This is a genomic window from Salinivibrio proteolyticus (genome assembly GCF_001996165.1).
GTDB lineage: Bacteria > Pseudomonadota > Gammaproteobacteria > Enterobacterales > Vibrionaceae > Salinivibrio > Salinivibrio proteolyticus.
In genome coordinates this window covers 116,064-131,693 of record NZ_MUFP01000005.1, presented here as the reverse complement: position 1 = coordinate 131,693, position 15,630 = coordinate 116,064, and the positions used below count along the sequence as shown (strand labels likewise).

The following is a 15,630-nucleotide window of genomic DNA, read 5'->3' as shown; positions in this document are numbered from 1 at the left end:
CGTTCATGCGGTGGCTTTGTTTTATTCAATCTAAACAAAATAACGTTGCACGTGGCTCGCTAGTAAGTCTAATTATACCGCTTCAGCGGGATGCTGGCCGAGATGGGTTTTCATCAAATCATCAATCATGACCCAATCTTCATCGCTCACGCCGGCGACGCGTGGATAACGCGGCTGTGCCCGATCATTACAATACGCCGCATCCCACCCCTGAGTGGTGTGTAAAAATTCAGCCGCAAAATCAGACGAATAGCGTAAGCAGCCTGCCATGACCGTATCTATGTACGACTGCGCGATCGGTTTATGCACATCAGGCGCGACACGATCCTCTGCCACATACACATACACGGGCCCTTCCAGCGCAATCCCTTTAGGCAGTGCAATACGAGACGCGTCTAGCGAAAGACGTCGATACCCTGCCTCACGGCGATCAAAGTCAGGCAAAGCATCTGGCGCGATCTTTACCAAGACGCCATTGCACGCGCCGTCTCCTTCCAATACCACTAACGGAGAGATCAATGCTTCACTGACATTGCTCCAATAGCGTTGCAACCCCGATACGGTTACCGGACACGCCCACCCTGACTCTCCGGTCAACGCGCGCGAAGCAGGATTCATTAAACTGCCATAGCCAAACAAGTACATTCCCCAAATAACTCCTTATCAGGTCCACCTTACAGAACGCCAGCATGTGCCTTGCTTTTCTCACCCAAGTTGCCAAAATATCGGCAACGTTGTAAACAAGGAAAGTGATTATGGAACAACTAGATAAGCTGGAAGCTCACTTCAAACGTCTGTCGCATTTTCAGCACCTTGCCGCAATCTGTGGTTGGGATCAAGCCACCATGATGCCCAGCGGAGGCAGTCAAGCCCGTGCCGACGCTATGGCGGAATTGGCACTCTATACCCATCAGCAACTCACTACGCATGAACTGCATGACTGGTTTAGCGCGCTGGATGAGCAGCAAGACCGACTCAATGATGCCCAACGCGCCAGTCTCCGAGAAATGAAGCGTCAGTGGCAACATGCCAGTGTACTCCCTGACACCCTAGTGAAAGCCAAATCTTTAGCCGGTGCAAAATGTGAACACGCCTGGAGACAGCAGCGTCAAAATAACGACTGGGACGGCTTCGCCAAAAACCTTAAAGAAGTAGTGGCACTCGCGCGCGAAGAAGCCCACATCCGAGCCGATCAGAAAAACTGCTCGCCCTATGACGCTTTGCTGGATCTTTACGAGCCAGACATGACCGCTGACCGTATCGATGAAGTGTTTGGCGAGCTTAAAACATGGCTACCAGACACCATTCAAGCGGTAGTGGATAAACAAAGCCAGCAAACCACACGGTTGCCCGATGGTCCCTTTGCAGAGGCTCAGCAAAAAGCCTTAGGCGAGAAAATGATGGCGCTGCTGGGTTTTGACTTCGAGCATGGTCGATTAGACGTCAGCACTCATCCATTTTGTGGAGGCGTGCCAACCGATGTACGCATTACCACCCGCTATGACGAGCAAGACTTTACCTCGGCGTTAATGGGCGTGATCCACGAAACCGGCCATGCGCGCTATGCGCAAGGGCTACCCAAACACCTTGCCGACTTGCCGGTTGGCAAAGCGCGCTCAATGGGTGTGCATGAGAGCCAAAGCCTGTTCTGTGAAATGCAGCTTGCCCGCAGTGAGGCATTCGCCACCTTGATTTGTCAGCATGCCAAACAAGCCTTTAACCGCCAAGACGACCCGGCTTTCCATGTAGACAACTTCCACCGCGTGCTCACACGTGTCTCACCCGGCTATATCCGTGTTGATGCCGACGAAGTCACCTATCCTGCACACATCATGTTGCGCTACGACATTGAGCGCGATCTTATCAGTGGCAAAATGGACGTCGAGCATATCCCTGATCGTTGGGATCATGCCATGCAGCAATACCTTGGCCTCAGCATCGCTGGCAACTATAAAAACGGCTGTATGCAAGATATCCACTGGACCGATGGCAGCTTTGGCTACTTCCCGACCTATACCTTAGGTGCACTATATGCCGCGCAATTGATGCAAACGATGCGTCAGCAGATGGATGTGGACGGCATTATCGCCAGCGGCAATGTCTCACCGATTTTTGATTGGTTGTCTCAACATATCTGGCAACGCGCCAGCACCACCTCAACCGATAATTTACTCAAAGATGCCACCGGCGAAAGCCTCAACCCCACCCATTTCCGCGAGTATATTCAAGGGCGGTATTTGTAAGCTCACAGCAGCTCCAAGGCCAGCGATGCTGGCCTTGGAGGCTAATCTCAAGCTACCTCTACGCGTTTTGCTACCACCCTATGTTCGCCAATAGGCGTTAAAACTGGCGACGACTCAAACGCTGTTTCTGTCAAACTAAACGTCTTTAGAAGCACATCGCGGTCAATATCTAAGAAAACAGCTTTCTCCCAAGTCATATTTGCATACGAGCGGAAATACAGAGCCCGACTTTCATGATCACGTAAAACAGCCCACTGTGTAATATCACTATTCAGCGGCTCATTGTTTTTGAGCGCCTCAGGAACAACTAACCCACGGGGAATATCAATTCGGTTTAGCAGTTTCTCTGCAAGCGTCATTGCCTCATTGAGGGTTTTAGGTCGATTTGCCAACTGCTGACAGACATAAGTTTGCACAAAACGCGACGGAGGCGTGGGATCCGCAGGCAAACCAATTAGCCCACTGCCATTCACATTTGTTAATGGTCCAGGTGACCAACAAGAGCGAATAGGAAGAGTATGGTTTACTTGGCTGGCTTGCTGTACTTTGTTGGTTAGATTACTAAATTGAGATAAATAGTTAACATGCCAAATATAGTCAGAGGAGTTCGTCATTACACCAATATATGCATGGTCAACCAACACCTCATAAGCCGAGCAAGGACTGAATCGGCGTACTTTGAAATTATCCACATATGGATCACAGATATCCGTACCTATGGAATCAAACTGCTCTCTTGCCGCATAACAGCGATGAATGTGCATTTTTCGATCATACAAAAACTCAATCACGGCACTCTGTCCATCAGCGTCATGAATTACATAATGCAATGTCATAGCAACCGCGTTTTCGCCTTCAAGACCCAACTGGCTTAGTAATACATAAACAGGATTCTCACTGAGGTAGTTAACCAATGCCTCAACAGAACTAAAGCTCGATAACACCCATGTTGGAAAAAAAGCAGACCCGATGACAAATGCACTATCGGTGCTATCGGCTTGTGCTTTTTTAACTTGTGCAGGTGTTAAGTAATAGGTCATTCCCGGTAAATACAGCGATCCGATTGATAGACCTTGTGTATTCATACCATCAGAAGCGACGTATCCATTCGCGGTTTTTCTACCCATTTCCTCACTATTACACAGTGCATTGGTATGAATAAAATCATAGTTACCCTGCCAAGATGCTGTGAATTCATAAGGTTGAATTTTCTGGTTCTCGCTGTTTGGCGCGACCAAATCGACTTGGTCGGCTTTACCCATTTCAGTTGAAGGTTGCATCGACACTGTCCATGTACCTTCCCCTTTTCGTTGCCAAACCTGAGTCAATAAATCCACACCAAACTCCATAGAGCGCGCAGACACTCGCTGCCCGTTTTGAGCCATTACTCTCACATCCATACACATAGTTGCATCCTCGTCCTAGCTGACAGTTACGTCTACTTATTTAGACCATAAAGCATCTAAATACATACACCCCGATATAATGCTTAGCGCTTAGTCACACTCTTATGCCTCCACTGACCGCTAGTAGGGAAACCCTTAATTGAATGTTCATCCAGCATAGACTGTTAATCCCATCACATTTCTGTACAATGCGCGCTCAGTCTTATTTATCTTTACATCCTCCTCGCTAGGCCGTGCATCTCCCGTTTTGAGTATGATGATACGCGCCCTCGTTGAGCATATTCGCTAGGAAACTCTTTTGATTTCAATCGCCAATATCACCATGCAGTTTGGTGCTGAACCGCTATTCGAAAATATCTCTGCCAAATTTGGTAACGGAAACCGCTACGGGTTAATCGGTGCCAATGGCTGTGGCAAATCGACCCTGATGAAAATCATGAGCGGTGCCCTCACCCCAAGTGCAGGGAATGTTTCTATCACACCAGGGCAGACGTTGGGCGAGCTGAGCCAAGACCAATTTGCCTACGAACAGTATTCAGTGATTGATACGGTGATGATGGGTGACCGCAAGCTTTGGGAGATCAAGCAAGAGCGCGAGCGTATTTATTCTCTGCCAGAAATGAGCGAAGAAGACGGCATGGCCGTGGCTGAGCTAGAAAGTCAGTTTGCAGAAATGGACGGTTACACCGCTGAAAGCCGCGCGGGCGATATTCTTTTGCAAGCCGGTATTGCCGAAGAGCTGCACTTTGGGCTGATGGCGCAAGTGGCGCCGGGGTGGAAGTTGCGCGTGCTGCTTGCTCAAGCCCTGTTTGCCAATCCTGATATCTTGCTGTTGGACGAACCGACCAACAACTTGGATATTCACACCATTAACTGGTTGGCGGGTGAGCTGCAACAGCGCCAGTGCACCATGATTATTATCTCGCACGACCGTCATTTCTTGAACGCCGTATGTACCCACATGGCGGATATTGACTACGGTGAGCTGCGTGTGTATCCGGGTAACTATGATGACTTTGTTGCGGCATCTAGCTTGGCACGCGAGCAATTGCTGTCGAGCAACGCCAAAAAAGAAGCCGAGCTGAGTGAGCTGCAAGACTTTGTGAATCGCTTTGGTGCTAATGCCTCTAAAGCCAAGCAAGCCAGTTCACGCGCTAAACGCATGGAAAAGATCCAACTTGATGAAGTCAAAGCATCAAGCCGTGTGCATCCTTATATCCAATTTACCGAAAGCAAAACGCTCCATCGCCAAGCGGTTGAGTTGAAAGAGCTGGGTCATGGCTTTGAAGATGGCCTGTTATTCGATAACGGTCACCTGCTGCTTGAAGCTGGCTCACGACTGGCTGTGATTGGTGAAAACGGGGTGGGAAAATCAACCCTACTGCGCTGTCTTGTGGGTGAATTGAGCCACCAAAAAGGCACCATTAAGTGGTCTGAAAATGCCGCGATTGGCTACTGTCCGCAAGATAACAGCGCGGAGTTTGACAACGATCTGACCCTGTTTGAGTGGATGTCACAGTGGCGTACGGCCAAGCATGATGACTTGATCGTACGTGGAATTTTAGGGCGTTTGTTGTTTTCAGCGGATGACGTGAATAAAAAAGCGAAAAGCTGCTCTGGTGGTGAGAAAAACCGTCTGATGTTCGGCAAGCTGATGATGCAAGATATTAATGTGATTGTGATGGACGAGCCAACCAACCACATGGATATGGAAGCGATTGAAGCACTTAACAAAGGGCTAGAGCAATTCCCCGGTACTTTGATTTTTGTCAGCCATGATCGCGAATTCGTCTCCTCGCTCGCCACTGACATTATTGAGATTAAAGACCAGCAATTGTCGCACTTTAACGGCAGCTACGATGAGTACCTCGCCCACTTAGAAAAAGTACGTGCGGTGGCTTGATCACTTCGGTTATCGATCACCAATAACGACTCATTCGCCCCAGCCACAGTCGATGTCGCTGGGGCGATTTTTTATTACTGGTCTGTCACCAGCAGTACACTGCCCTCAAGCTGCGTCGGCCCGTAAGCAAAGATCTCCGCATTACGCACGTCAAACATCAAAATCGTATTGTCCGCTTGCACATGGCTATTGCTCCACACGTAAGCGCGCACATCACCACTGCCATAGCCTTCTTCTGACGTAGAATATGGGAATCCGGCGGCAAATGCCTTTGGATTAAGCGCGGGTTTCATGCAGGCATGTTCAGCCAATGAGGCTAGCTCTTTAATATTGGKCATGCGCCATTGCGTGTGGCCGGCAAATTGATGTAGCGGATGTGCTTGGCTTTGATTGATCGCTTGCACTTCATTGAGTGCGGCTTGCCAATACATTCCTGTGCCCTCACCACGACACGCCTGTTGTTCGACTTGCCAGGTTTTACCCAGTGGGCAACGCATCCACGTTAATCCGGTAAAGGTGTCTGTGACCGTGCCATTGTCATCAAAGCTATAACGGACATTCGGTGCCGTTTTGGTTAAATCAATCGAGCATTCTTGGCCCGCCCATGCAGTTACAGATGCGAAGATACTGGCGGCAATGATCAGCTTGTTCATTATTTTTCTCCTTGGGCGACAAGACGGATAGGCAGTTGCCATGAGGTGTAGTCAGACTCGACCTGATCGCTATAGATCTCGAGCGATACCGTGGTGCCACGATCACTGCCTCGTGTTTGCGGCAGCTGGATATAGCGCGCACCCGGCGTCGCAAATGCGGTATATTCGGTTAAGAAAGAGGTGGAGGACCACAGCAAGCCGGCATCGTATTCACTGGCAGAGGATTGATGAGGGAAATACTCAATATCGAGCCCATAAACACGCCCATCGCTATCGGTTTGCGTCTCGCCGAAATCAATCAGGCTATACAGTTCAATAAAAGTGGGTAAGCGCCATTGATCGATGCCACAGATCTGTTGCTGATTTAGGTACGCTTGGTATTGGGCCGTGGTGCAAATACCCTCAGCGTCTTTGCAGCCTGTCGCCTCAATGTCTTTGTCAAACGGTTCGAACTGCCCGGGCACTTGATAGGCAAAAAGGCGATCCACATATCGCGGGGATTGAGGATCCGTGTGTTTGCTCTCCCATACCAGTCCGCTGCGATTATCTTGCACACAATCCCACGTGGTCGCGCTATCGGGCAAAGGCTGACCCTTGTCATCCAGTTTGGTGAAGCTAAACCCACCTTCCGTTGCATCAAAACCATAGTCAGCATCTTGACCGGGGTAATCGACAGGCGCGGTGGCAACATTCCCGCTGTCGGAATAATAGCTAACAATGCCGGTATCGTTTACAGGACGCATTTGAGTCCGTTCATCCAACTCAACCAAAATCGCGTTCAGCTCAGCATCGCTCGGAGCACCTTTAAGTAAAACATCCGAGTAACGCGCCAATTCACCGCTTAGTAGCGCTAGCATGCGATTCGCACGCGTAGGCGTCATGCCCGATATCAGCGATAAAACGTTGTTTTCAAGCTGTACAAAACGGTTATCCGCTCCGTTGGTAAGTAAGTCCGCTTGCGTCGTGACGCCCATCGCCTCGAATTGCTCACGTAAATGAGCGACAGCATCTTGATAGGCATCCCCTGCCGCCATGTTGCTAGCGACCAGTGTGCTGATCACATTGATCTCATTGCCGGTAGTCTTGCGCACGCCGGGAGCAACAAGGAATGCATTCGCTTGGCGAGGCGCGTCAGTCTGCGCTCCCATTCGTTGCGACGATAACGTGGTCACGCCGGTGTCAATTTGCGCGACAATCGGTGAGGATAAAATGGCTTTATCGGCGCTAGTGAGGGTAAATGCCCCCTGCTCCGCTTGTGTGGTGGGTTCGTTGGCGTTACAGGCAAAGTCACCATTTAAATCCGCACACACGGTTTCGTTACCGGTGGCATTGGTGGCGCTAATGGTGCCAGAGACACTATAGGTCGGCGCGATCGAGTCGCTTGCACTCGTTTCTGATCCAGAACCATTACAGCCTGCCAGTAGCAATGCACTGGCGAGTAGAGAGTAGTTAAATTTCATCATATCTATCTTTTTAATAAGGGTGTTAAGGTGATTGAATAACGCGCTATCAGGACTCGTCCTTTCGTGCTCGCCAGCCGCCCCAAAGCAAGCCCACCAGCAGCAGTGGCCATGACAACGCGCCGCCTCCCGAGCTAGCGGTGTCTAGAGCATCCTCGGTGCTAAGGTCGGTATCTTTGCAATCGAATCCCGTCACGCGTCCCACTTGCCATGCCACCAGCTCACCACTGCTGCCTTGGGCATAGTCTGTCACTTCAAGGCGCCAACTCCCCGCTAGGGGTTCGCCATCAAAGGCTTGTAAAAGATCGTCGTGCTGGCTGGTCCAATAGCGCACTAAGTCATTGCTCTGACGGGCGGTATTGGCATGTAACGTCACCCGTGAGCCTGCGGGGGAGACAAGAACAACGCGTAAATCTGATGGGCTGGCATGGTTGATATGGACATACACGCCAAGATCGGCACGAATGGCATTCGCGTCATCATTAATAATGAAGTTAAAACTCTTGAAACCATTGTTTTGAGCGCCATTACTGGCCACCGATGCATCCGGCAAGGTCGCATTCAGGGTTTGGCGCGATTGGGTGAGTTGAGGCAAGCCTTTAATCACCGTCAAACTGTCTTGCCATTGATGGGTTTGCAACGTGTCATCAAATTGATAATCAATTCGCGCCTCAAGAGTCAGCGGCTGACCGCATTGCGCCGCAAGCGGTAGAGGGATAGAAAACGACTGAGCCTGATCAAGTGATTGGTTAATGGACGCGGGCGCTCCACCCTCCACCTGAATATCACCACGCACTGAGGCTGTGCGCCCTTGTGGTGTTAAGCGTGTGTGGATCGCCGCCGTATCGGCAACATAACGCTGGCTTGTTTCAAAGCGAAACGGTGCTTTGAGCAAACCGTGTTTTTCAAAGTTCGCTTTCAACAAGGCTGCATAGTCGCGTGATGGATAATAGGTTTTAGCCACATAGAGCATGCTTTCTGCCAGATCGTGCATTTTCATGCCCCGGCCTAGCCCAAACATCGATTCCAGCACCAAGGTATCCATCTCTTTAAAAGCGGGTTCACCATACAGCGCGACGGCTTGCTTGAGGGTTTGGAACAAAGGTGTCGACCAAAGCTCATCCCCTAATTCACCACCAACGTTTTCGTGCGCGCGGTATTCACTGCTTTCAAAATAGCGCGCTTTTTGATTCCACAAACTGCGCGTACCTTGCTTAAAACCGAAATAACCATCCCAGTTAAAGACGGTATCAATCTCGAAGTCATCACCTTGTTGATACAAGGTGCGATAGCTGGCAGAGCCCGCCCAATAGTCAGCAAATCCCTCACCCAAGGCGCCCGTGTGGCCATACGCCCAGTCGGGCAAAATATGGTAGTGAATGCCGTGGGCCAGCTCATGGACCACGACATCGGCATCCAGTGTATCGGGCGAGCCCGACGCCCCAAACATCACCGCGTTAGGACCCACATAGTAAGACGAGTTGTTCGAACTTAAGGCGTGAGCATCGAAGCGAACCGGACCGTCAAATAATGAATACCCCAACGAGGACACATATTGCAGGGACTTATCCAAATGATAAAACGCCATCATTTGTGCAAAGTCTTGACTATCAAACGGCAACGTTGTGAGCGACGCATGGCTTGCAAACTGTGTGACACCGTCAGGATTTAAAAACGAGACACTGTCACTTTTCTGCCATTGTCCAGACTCAGGGTTTTTGTCTTCAAAGGCGATGGCATCAACGGCTTGGACTCTGGGGTTACTCAGGTAGAGGGTGCCGCCCACATCCAATAAAGAGACATCACGCATAACAAAACGTGGCGCGTGGGGATAATCCGCCAGCGTTGTCCAGAGCGTTTCGGGGGCGGGCTGTTTATCCATACTACGCAGATCTGGATCAACCACATTGACGGTGCGCGTCACTAATTCTCCGTCTGATAGCGCTGGCGGCGCATCCGCGATCAGGCGACGCGGGATCTCAATCGCCGCCTCTTTCACTGCCTCACCCTGTCGGATCATGGTGTCGGTTAAGCTTTTATACACCCGAGTCACCAAACCGTGTTTGTCGGTATGTAACACCAACGTACGCTGCGGCTGATACTCGCCACCACGATAAATATCAAAGTTATACTGACGACCAAGCAAACTGCTGGTTTGGTAGCGTAACGACAGCTCCCCCACCGATGGATAATGCGTGCGCAAATACTGCTGTGCTTGAGTGGCATCACTTGCTTGATAATTGCCCGCAGGGTAATCCCATTCCCCTGCCATGACATTGGTACTGGCAAGTACCAACGCCACAAGACTGATCGCTGATTTCATGGTTCTTCCTTAAAACGCATAACGTGCATTGAGGGTGAAGTAACGACCGGGCTCGGTCGAAAAACGGGTTTGTGATTCGGAAATACCGGCAACGTCTTGATAACGAATGTATTCGCGGTCTAACACGTTATAGACATTGAGATTGATAGAAGCTTGCGACGAGAACTGATAGCCCAAGCCAAGGTCAACGCTCGCCCAGCCAGACGTCTGAGCACACTCAGTGCGGGTGCCTAACTCGGTGTAGCACATAGGCGTGCGGGTCATCTGATCTGCCCAGTTCAAACGGGTATAACCGTTAAACGATTGGTTATCGAAGTGAAGCGACAGACTGCCTTCGAGGGGGGCTAAATTGCGAACATACTCGTCATTGTCGTCTTTGCCGGAGATCCAGCCAATCTGACTTTTCGCTTGCCATTGATCGGTAAATGCATAGGCCGCAGACGCCTCGACGCCATACGTTTTTACACCATCAAGGTTTTCATAACGCTTCTCAAACAAACCAGTTTCTGCGTTGAAGCCCTTATCGGCAATATCAATAAACTGGCTAAACCGGTTGTAATACGCCGCGGTATACAAACGCAGCTTGCCGTCATCATATTTGGCCCCGAACTCAAAACTATCGCTGGTTTCCGCGTCAAGAGACGGATTGGGCAGCACCACAAATGGCGTCACCGGCACAGAGGCATGGTTGGAGTAGCCGTAGCTTTTGTCGTATTCAGGCGCTCGATAACCATGCTTATAACTGAGGTAGGTATTGAACGCTGGCGTCCAGTGATAAGCCACCGAAGCACTGGGCGATAACGCTGCACTGTTATTGTCCGCCACACTCGCCATGCCAATGGCTTGGGGATCGTCTGCACTCAATCGGTACGCATCAGCGCGTAGGCCCAGCATCACACGCCACTGCCCGATGCTCATTGCATCTTGTGCATAAACACCTAACGAATAACTCCGAGCAGGGGCAAAAGGTTGCGTATCACCCACTGTTACGCCGTTCCAGTCGAGAGTCGTTTTCGTCACAGGACGTTCATGGTAAGCCGTTTCTAACACACCGCCGTAAACCAGCGTATGCACCACGTCGCCGCTGATTTGCTCAGCGTTGGCATCCACCGACCAACCGATTGACTGGTCTTGAAAACGGCGATCGTCCAGCACCCGACGTTGCTCATTGATCCCCATGTTCCAGCGAGTCATCAAACGGTTCGTGTTCTGGGTAAAATCGGTATTTCGGTAATAGAGCTTGGTATTGAGAGTTTCTAACCAAGGCTGCTGGGCGTGATATTCACTGCCAAACCAAAATTGCGTGGTTTCGATTTTTTCGGCTTGATCAAACGTTTTGATATCCCACTTACCGTCAGGTTGAATCGATGCTGTGCCTTCTTGTCGCGATGCGTCTTCGCGGTAGAGCTTGGCTCGAGCACTTAGCTTCCAGCGATCGGAGACATAATGATCCAGACGCAACGACGCACTGCCACCATCCAAAGTGCGGTTATACAAATCTTGCTGATAATTACGGGTTTCTTCCCCTTCCCAATAGCTCACATCGAGCAACGCACTGGTATCACCATGACGGAGCGCGAGACGACTGCCGACTCGGCCTTTATCACTGAGCTCGCTATAGGTAACTTGCGCGTCCGCGTACAGATCCTTGTTGCGGAGGAGATCGTCAGCGCTCAGCGATGTCACGATCACGGCACCGCCTAATGCACCTGACCCATAACTGGTTGAACTAGCGCCTTTCACCACTTGGATTTGCTTAGCGCTCGCAATATCAAAGGAATTACGCCCTGCTTTATCATTCAAATCAGCGGCACCGAACCCATCTGCGACTGGAACGCCATCTTCCACAATCAAGATACGGTTACCGGACATGCCGCGAATAGTGATGTTTTGAGGGCGACCCGCTCCGCCCGTCACACTGACACCCGGTTCATTTGTCAGTGCATCATAGAGCTCGGTTGCGCCTTTTTTTTGGATATCTTCGCCACGATAAATGGCGACCGACCCCGCTGTATCTGACGGTAATTCAGCAAATTTATTGGCCGTGACGACCACCGTCTCGACGTGGCGATTGGTCGCATCACCAGAGGTATTCTCCTCGGTGTTGGCAGAATTGGCGTGCACGGTGCCAGTAGCCAGTGCTGTCAGCACTGCCACAGAGACAGAAGACAATTTCATTTAATACTCCGGTTAGTTCACACGCTTTAGTTGGTGTAAGAGAAAGGCATAGTCGGTCGCTTGTTGCGTCAGCCCATGACGCGCATCGGCTTGGTGGCCACGGGAAAAATCCGTCAACAACAAATAAGGGCCCGATCGGGTGCTGGTTGCGGCTAAATGCGAAAGGTATTGCGCCCCTTCCCAAAAGGGCACCCGCTTATCGTCCCAGCCGACACGCACCAGCATAGGGGGATAAGGGTTTTGCTGGATGTTGCGCAAAGGATCATAGCCTTGCATTACCTCGCGCTGATCGCTCTGCGCGGGATTGCCCCATTCTTGGTATTGCTGTGCGGTTAACGGCAACGCCGGATTAGACATACTGCCCAGCACATCGACAAACGGGACATTGAGGCTAGCGGCCGCAAACGCTGCGGGCGCTTGATTAAGTGCCGCGGCAACCAAGGTACCACCAGCGCTGGAGCCCACAGCCGCGACTGCACGTTGTCCATCTTGATAGCGGCCCATCGCTTTGGCGACATCAATAAAATCTTGGATGCCATGCTTTTTGTTCATCCCGCTGCCCGCTTGGTGCCATGTTGCACCGTAATAGCCTCCGCCACGCACATGCGCAGTCGCATAGATGACGCCTCTGTCCATTAGCGAGACGGTTTGCGGCATAAAATACGGCTTCATGGTAAAGCCATATGCGCCATATCCATACAGCACGACTGGCGATGACGGGGTCAGCGCATCCTTACGATATGCCAAGGTGACAGGAATACGATGCGGTCCAACGTATAAACGCTCAGAGTGATAGCGAGACGCGTCAAAGTCGGGGTAATGATCGGCACTGACTTCACGACGCGTACCGGATTTAAGATCCAGCGCTTCCCATCGTGGTGGCTGTACAAGCGACATACTGCGAATAAACAACTGATTGCTCGCATAGTCACCCCCGCGTGAAAACCAAGCGACTTGCCCTTGTGCCGCCAAAGGCTCCTCAACAACGCGCTCTCCGTTCTCATTGAGTAAGACAAACCACTGCTCACCCTCTTGCTGTTGGGTGAGGACAATGCCATCTTCGAAGAGGTAAAACGTGTTTAATTCATCGTCCGATTTGGGGGCATAAATGACTTGCCAATCGTTCGGCGTCGCGACGGCAGCACGATAAAACTGCTTGGTTCCTTGGTGGTTGCTCAGCATCCAAAACGCATCATCGGTCTTATCGAGGTAGTATTCGACATTGGGTTGGCGCGCTTTGAGCGGTGCAGACAGGCTTCCATCATTAAGACGGAGCAGACGCTGTTCGGTCGACGATTCATTGTTGACTTGCACAATGGCCGTATCTGTATGGCTGGCAGGGTATACCGACAGCAACCAAGCTGGATCGACTTCTTCATACACCAGGCTATCGCCACCGATGGTGCCTATTTCATGGCGGAACAATTGATATGGGCGTGCAGTTTCCGCGTCTTTACCGACATAGTAGAGCTGCTGATTATCCGGCGACCAAATGACAGACGCATCAGCCTCGGTGGCAATAATATCGGTTTGCCCAGATTGGCGATTGATAAGCACAATGCGGTAGTCTTCCTCACCGTGAATATCCTCGACAATGGCGAGCCATTGTCCATTGGGACTTAACGACCAACTTCCCAGCTGGTAATACGCATGCTCAGCAGCTCGCGCCTCAATGTTGAGCAATGTCGACCCTTTTTCGCTGCCTGCTTCTTTTGCGCGAACAGCTTCTTTTTCGCGAACTGCTCCTTGTTCACTGACGGCTTTGCGCATACGCAGCACGCGCTCACCATTAACCCGTGTTTGCAAAAATTCGCGACCATCTCGCGTTAACCAAGGTGTGGAGCCAGTTTGCGGTGTACGCTGCCATTCATTCAATAACTCATCGCGAAGCGATTGACTCTCCATCAGCGACTGTTGTGCATGCTGATTTTGGCGTTCCAGATATGCCCGAATTTTATCCTGTTGTTGCGTCACATTTTGCAGCCACGAAAATGACGACAACGTATTCGTTTCATCATCGCTATGGCTTAATGGCGACACAAAAATAAGCCCGATTAACAGCGCATTCACTAACTTCATGTTATACAAACATTAAATTGGGGGTAGGTTCAGGGCGCGCATCATAGATGCAAATACGATTGAGATCAATTATCATTTGTAATGATCTTTGAGGGAGATCTCATTCAGTCATATTGACTGCAATAACGCGTTGTTATTCAAGCTGTAACGAGATAAAAGGCAATGATGAAGCGAAAACGACCTATCACCCTACACGTGCCAACTCAAACAGTTGGATTGCTGATAATCGTCGCACTCGTGTGTGTGGGTGTTCATTATTCGTCGCTCGCCGAGACGTGGGTGTGGCAGCGCAGTGCACTGGCTTCAGGCCAAGCGTGGCGCGTGGTGACGGGTAATTTTATTCATCATAACCTCTTCCATCTGCTGACCAACATGATCGGATTAGGCGTATTCGGCCTGATGTTTTATCGCCATATCAGCGCCGGTACGCTGGCGTCGCTGATCTTGTGGCTTGCGTGTGTGGTTGGTCTGGTGATGTGGTGGAGTCCCTATCAGCAATATATGGGTCTATCTGGGGTGTTGTATGGGTTATTTATGTATGGAGGAATAAGCACTATTCACACCCCTAGCGGGAAATGGATTGTCTTAATCACCAGCGTAAAATGTGTGGGAGATGCGCTATTAGGCCAATCCCTGCCCATGCGTACCGCATTAGGTATCGATATTGCGCACCTCGCTCATGCTGGAGGGATCGCCGGTGCGCTGGCCTTTTTTGCCATCAAACAGCGGATCCAACGTCGAACCATATCATCTAAAAACACCGACCTTGCACTGTCTTAGTGGTCGGCGACTTTCATTCACCGCCATTTACCGCTATACCTACATCACTCTCGGTTGATAATAGGTGCCTTCTATGAAAGCGACGCTGCCTGCACTCACGCTTGCTGCCATGTTAATCTCTCCCGCCAGTCATGCGTTTTTTGGTCAAGGTAATACCACCACGGATGTGATGACCCAAATGGCGACCCAATTTGCGGACGACCAAGCCAGTGAATCGGCGCTTGTACAAGCAATTACCGAGCAAGTGGGTGTTAGCCCGACGCAAGCAGCTGGTGGCGCAAGTGCCCTGCTAGCAATGGCGGCGAATCAGCTCACTGGTAACCAGCAGCAAGAGCTGGCAAGTCTGCGTCCTGATTTATCCTCCCTCTCGTCATTACTGGGTGACAGTGGCATTGGCGATAACATCAGTTCGCTCAAGGGCTTATATAAGGTGGCTGACACACTCGGCATTGATGCGGCCACCTTGCAACAATTTGTACCGATTGTACTCGACTATTTAGGCCAGCAAGGTGCCAGTGAGGGTTTACTGAGCGCGCTAACAGGGCTTTGGCCTTAGTTCTCTTTTTAACATTTTAATCAACGCGCAGTGCTTAACCGCGCGTTAG

Annotated in this window: 11 protein-coding genes; 4 read left to right on the top strand and 7 right to left on the bottom strand. The window is 50.7% G+C overall.

What is annotated here, in order from left to right; genetic code table 11:
* Positions 1 to 72 precede the first annotated feature (72 nt).
* A complete protein-coding gene (locus tag BZJ19_RS04825) occupies positions 73 to 645 on the bottom strand; it encodes a gamma-glutamylcyclotransferase family protein (protein WP_077674792.1) in 573 nt (190 codons plus the stop codon).
* 110 nt (positions 646 to 755) lie between these two features.
* Between BZJ19_RS04825 and BZJ19_RS04820 the strand changes: the two genes are divergently transcribed.
* Positions 756 to 2,243 carry a carboxypeptidase M32 gene (locus tag BZJ19_RS04820; protein WP_077674791.1) on the top strand — a complete coding sequence of 496 codons (1,488 nt, stop codon included), beginning with the start codon at positions 756 to 758 and terminating at the stop codon, positions 2,241 to 2,243.
* Positions 2,244 to 2,290: 47 nt separating this feature from the next.
* Here BZJ19_RS04820 and BZJ19_RS04815 read toward each other — a convergent pair whose 3' ends face one another.
* A complete protein-coding gene (locus BZJ19_RS04815) occupies positions 2,291 to 3,580 on the bottom strand; it encodes a linear amide C-N hydrolase (protein WP_162274212.1) in 1,290 nt (429 codons plus the stop codon).
* 367 nt (positions 3,581 to 3,947) lie between these two features.
* Here BZJ19_RS04815 and BZJ19_RS04810 point away from each other — a divergent pair, with 367 nt between their 5' ends.
* Positions 3,948 to 5,552 (top strand): ABC-F family ATPase, encoded by a 1,605-nt coding sequence (locus BZJ19_RS04810; protein WP_077674789.1) that lies wholly within the window; start codon positions 3,948 to 3,950, stop codon positions 5,550 to 5,552.
* 74 nt (positions 5,553 to 5,626) lie between these two features.
* On the opposite strand, the gene BZJ19_RS04805 is transcribed toward BZJ19_RS04810, so the two are convergent.
* Genes BZJ19_RS04805 through BZJ19_RS04785 form a run of 5 tightly spaced genes read right to left on the bottom strand, consistent with a single transcriptional unit; the run spans position 5,627 to position 14,245 of the window.
* Positions 5,627 to 6,205, bottom strand: a complete 579-nt coding sequence (locus BZJ19_RS04805) for an Lcl C-terminal domain-containing protein (RefSeq protein ID WP_077674788.1) — start codon at positions 6,203 to 6,205, stop codon at positions 5,627 to 5,629.
* On the bottom strand, positions 6,205 to 7,668 hold the full coding sequence (locus BZJ19_RS04800; protein WP_077674787.1) for an Lcl domain-containing protein: 1,464 nt from the start codon (positions 7,666 to 7,668) through the stop codon (positions 6,205 to 6,207). Before BZJ19_RS04800 ends, BZJ19_RS04805 begins: the two co-directional genes overlap by 1 nt.
* Positions 7,669 to 7,714: 46 nt before the next feature.
* Positions 7,715 to 9,988: a proprotein convertase P-domain-containing protein gene (locus tag BZJ19_RS04795; protein ID WP_077674786.1), complete on the bottom strand. Its 2,274-nt coding sequence runs from the start codon at positions 9,986 to 9,988 to the stop codon at positions 7,715 to 7,717.
* A 9-nt stretch (positions 9,989 to 9,997) separates the two neighbouring features.
* On the bottom strand, positions 9,998 to 12,166 hold the full coding sequence (locus BZJ19_RS04790; protein WP_077674785.1) for a TonB-dependent hemoglobin/transferrin/lactoferrin family receptor: 2,169 nt from the start codon (positions 12,164 to 12,166) through the stop codon (positions 9,998 to 10,000).
* A 12-nt stretch (positions 12,167 to 12,178) separates the two neighbouring features.
* Positions 12,179 to 14,245: a prolyl oligopeptidase family serine peptidase gene (locus tag BZJ19_RS04785; RefSeq protein WP_077674784.1), complete on the bottom strand. Its 2,067-nt coding sequence runs from the start codon at positions 14,243 to 14,245 to the stop codon at positions 12,179 to 12,181.
* A gap of 162 nt (positions 14,246 to 14,407) precedes the next feature.
* Here BZJ19_RS04785 and rrtA point away from each other — a divergent pair, with 162 nt between their 5' ends.
* Positions 14,408 to 15,025 (top strand): rhombosortase, encoded by a 618-nt coding sequence (gene rrtA / locus BZJ19_RS04780; RefSeq protein ID WP_077674783.1) that lies wholly within the window; start codon positions 14,408 to 14,410, stop codon positions 15,023 to 15,025.
* A 73-nt stretch (positions 15,026 to 15,098) separates the two neighbouring features.
* Positions 15,099 to 15,581 (top strand): DUF2780 domain-containing protein, encoded by a 483-nt coding sequence (locus tag BZJ19_RS04775; protein ID WP_077674782.1) that lies wholly within the window; start codon positions 15,099 to 15,101, stop codon positions 15,579 to 15,581.
* Positions 15,582 to 15,630: the final 49 nt, after the last annotated feature.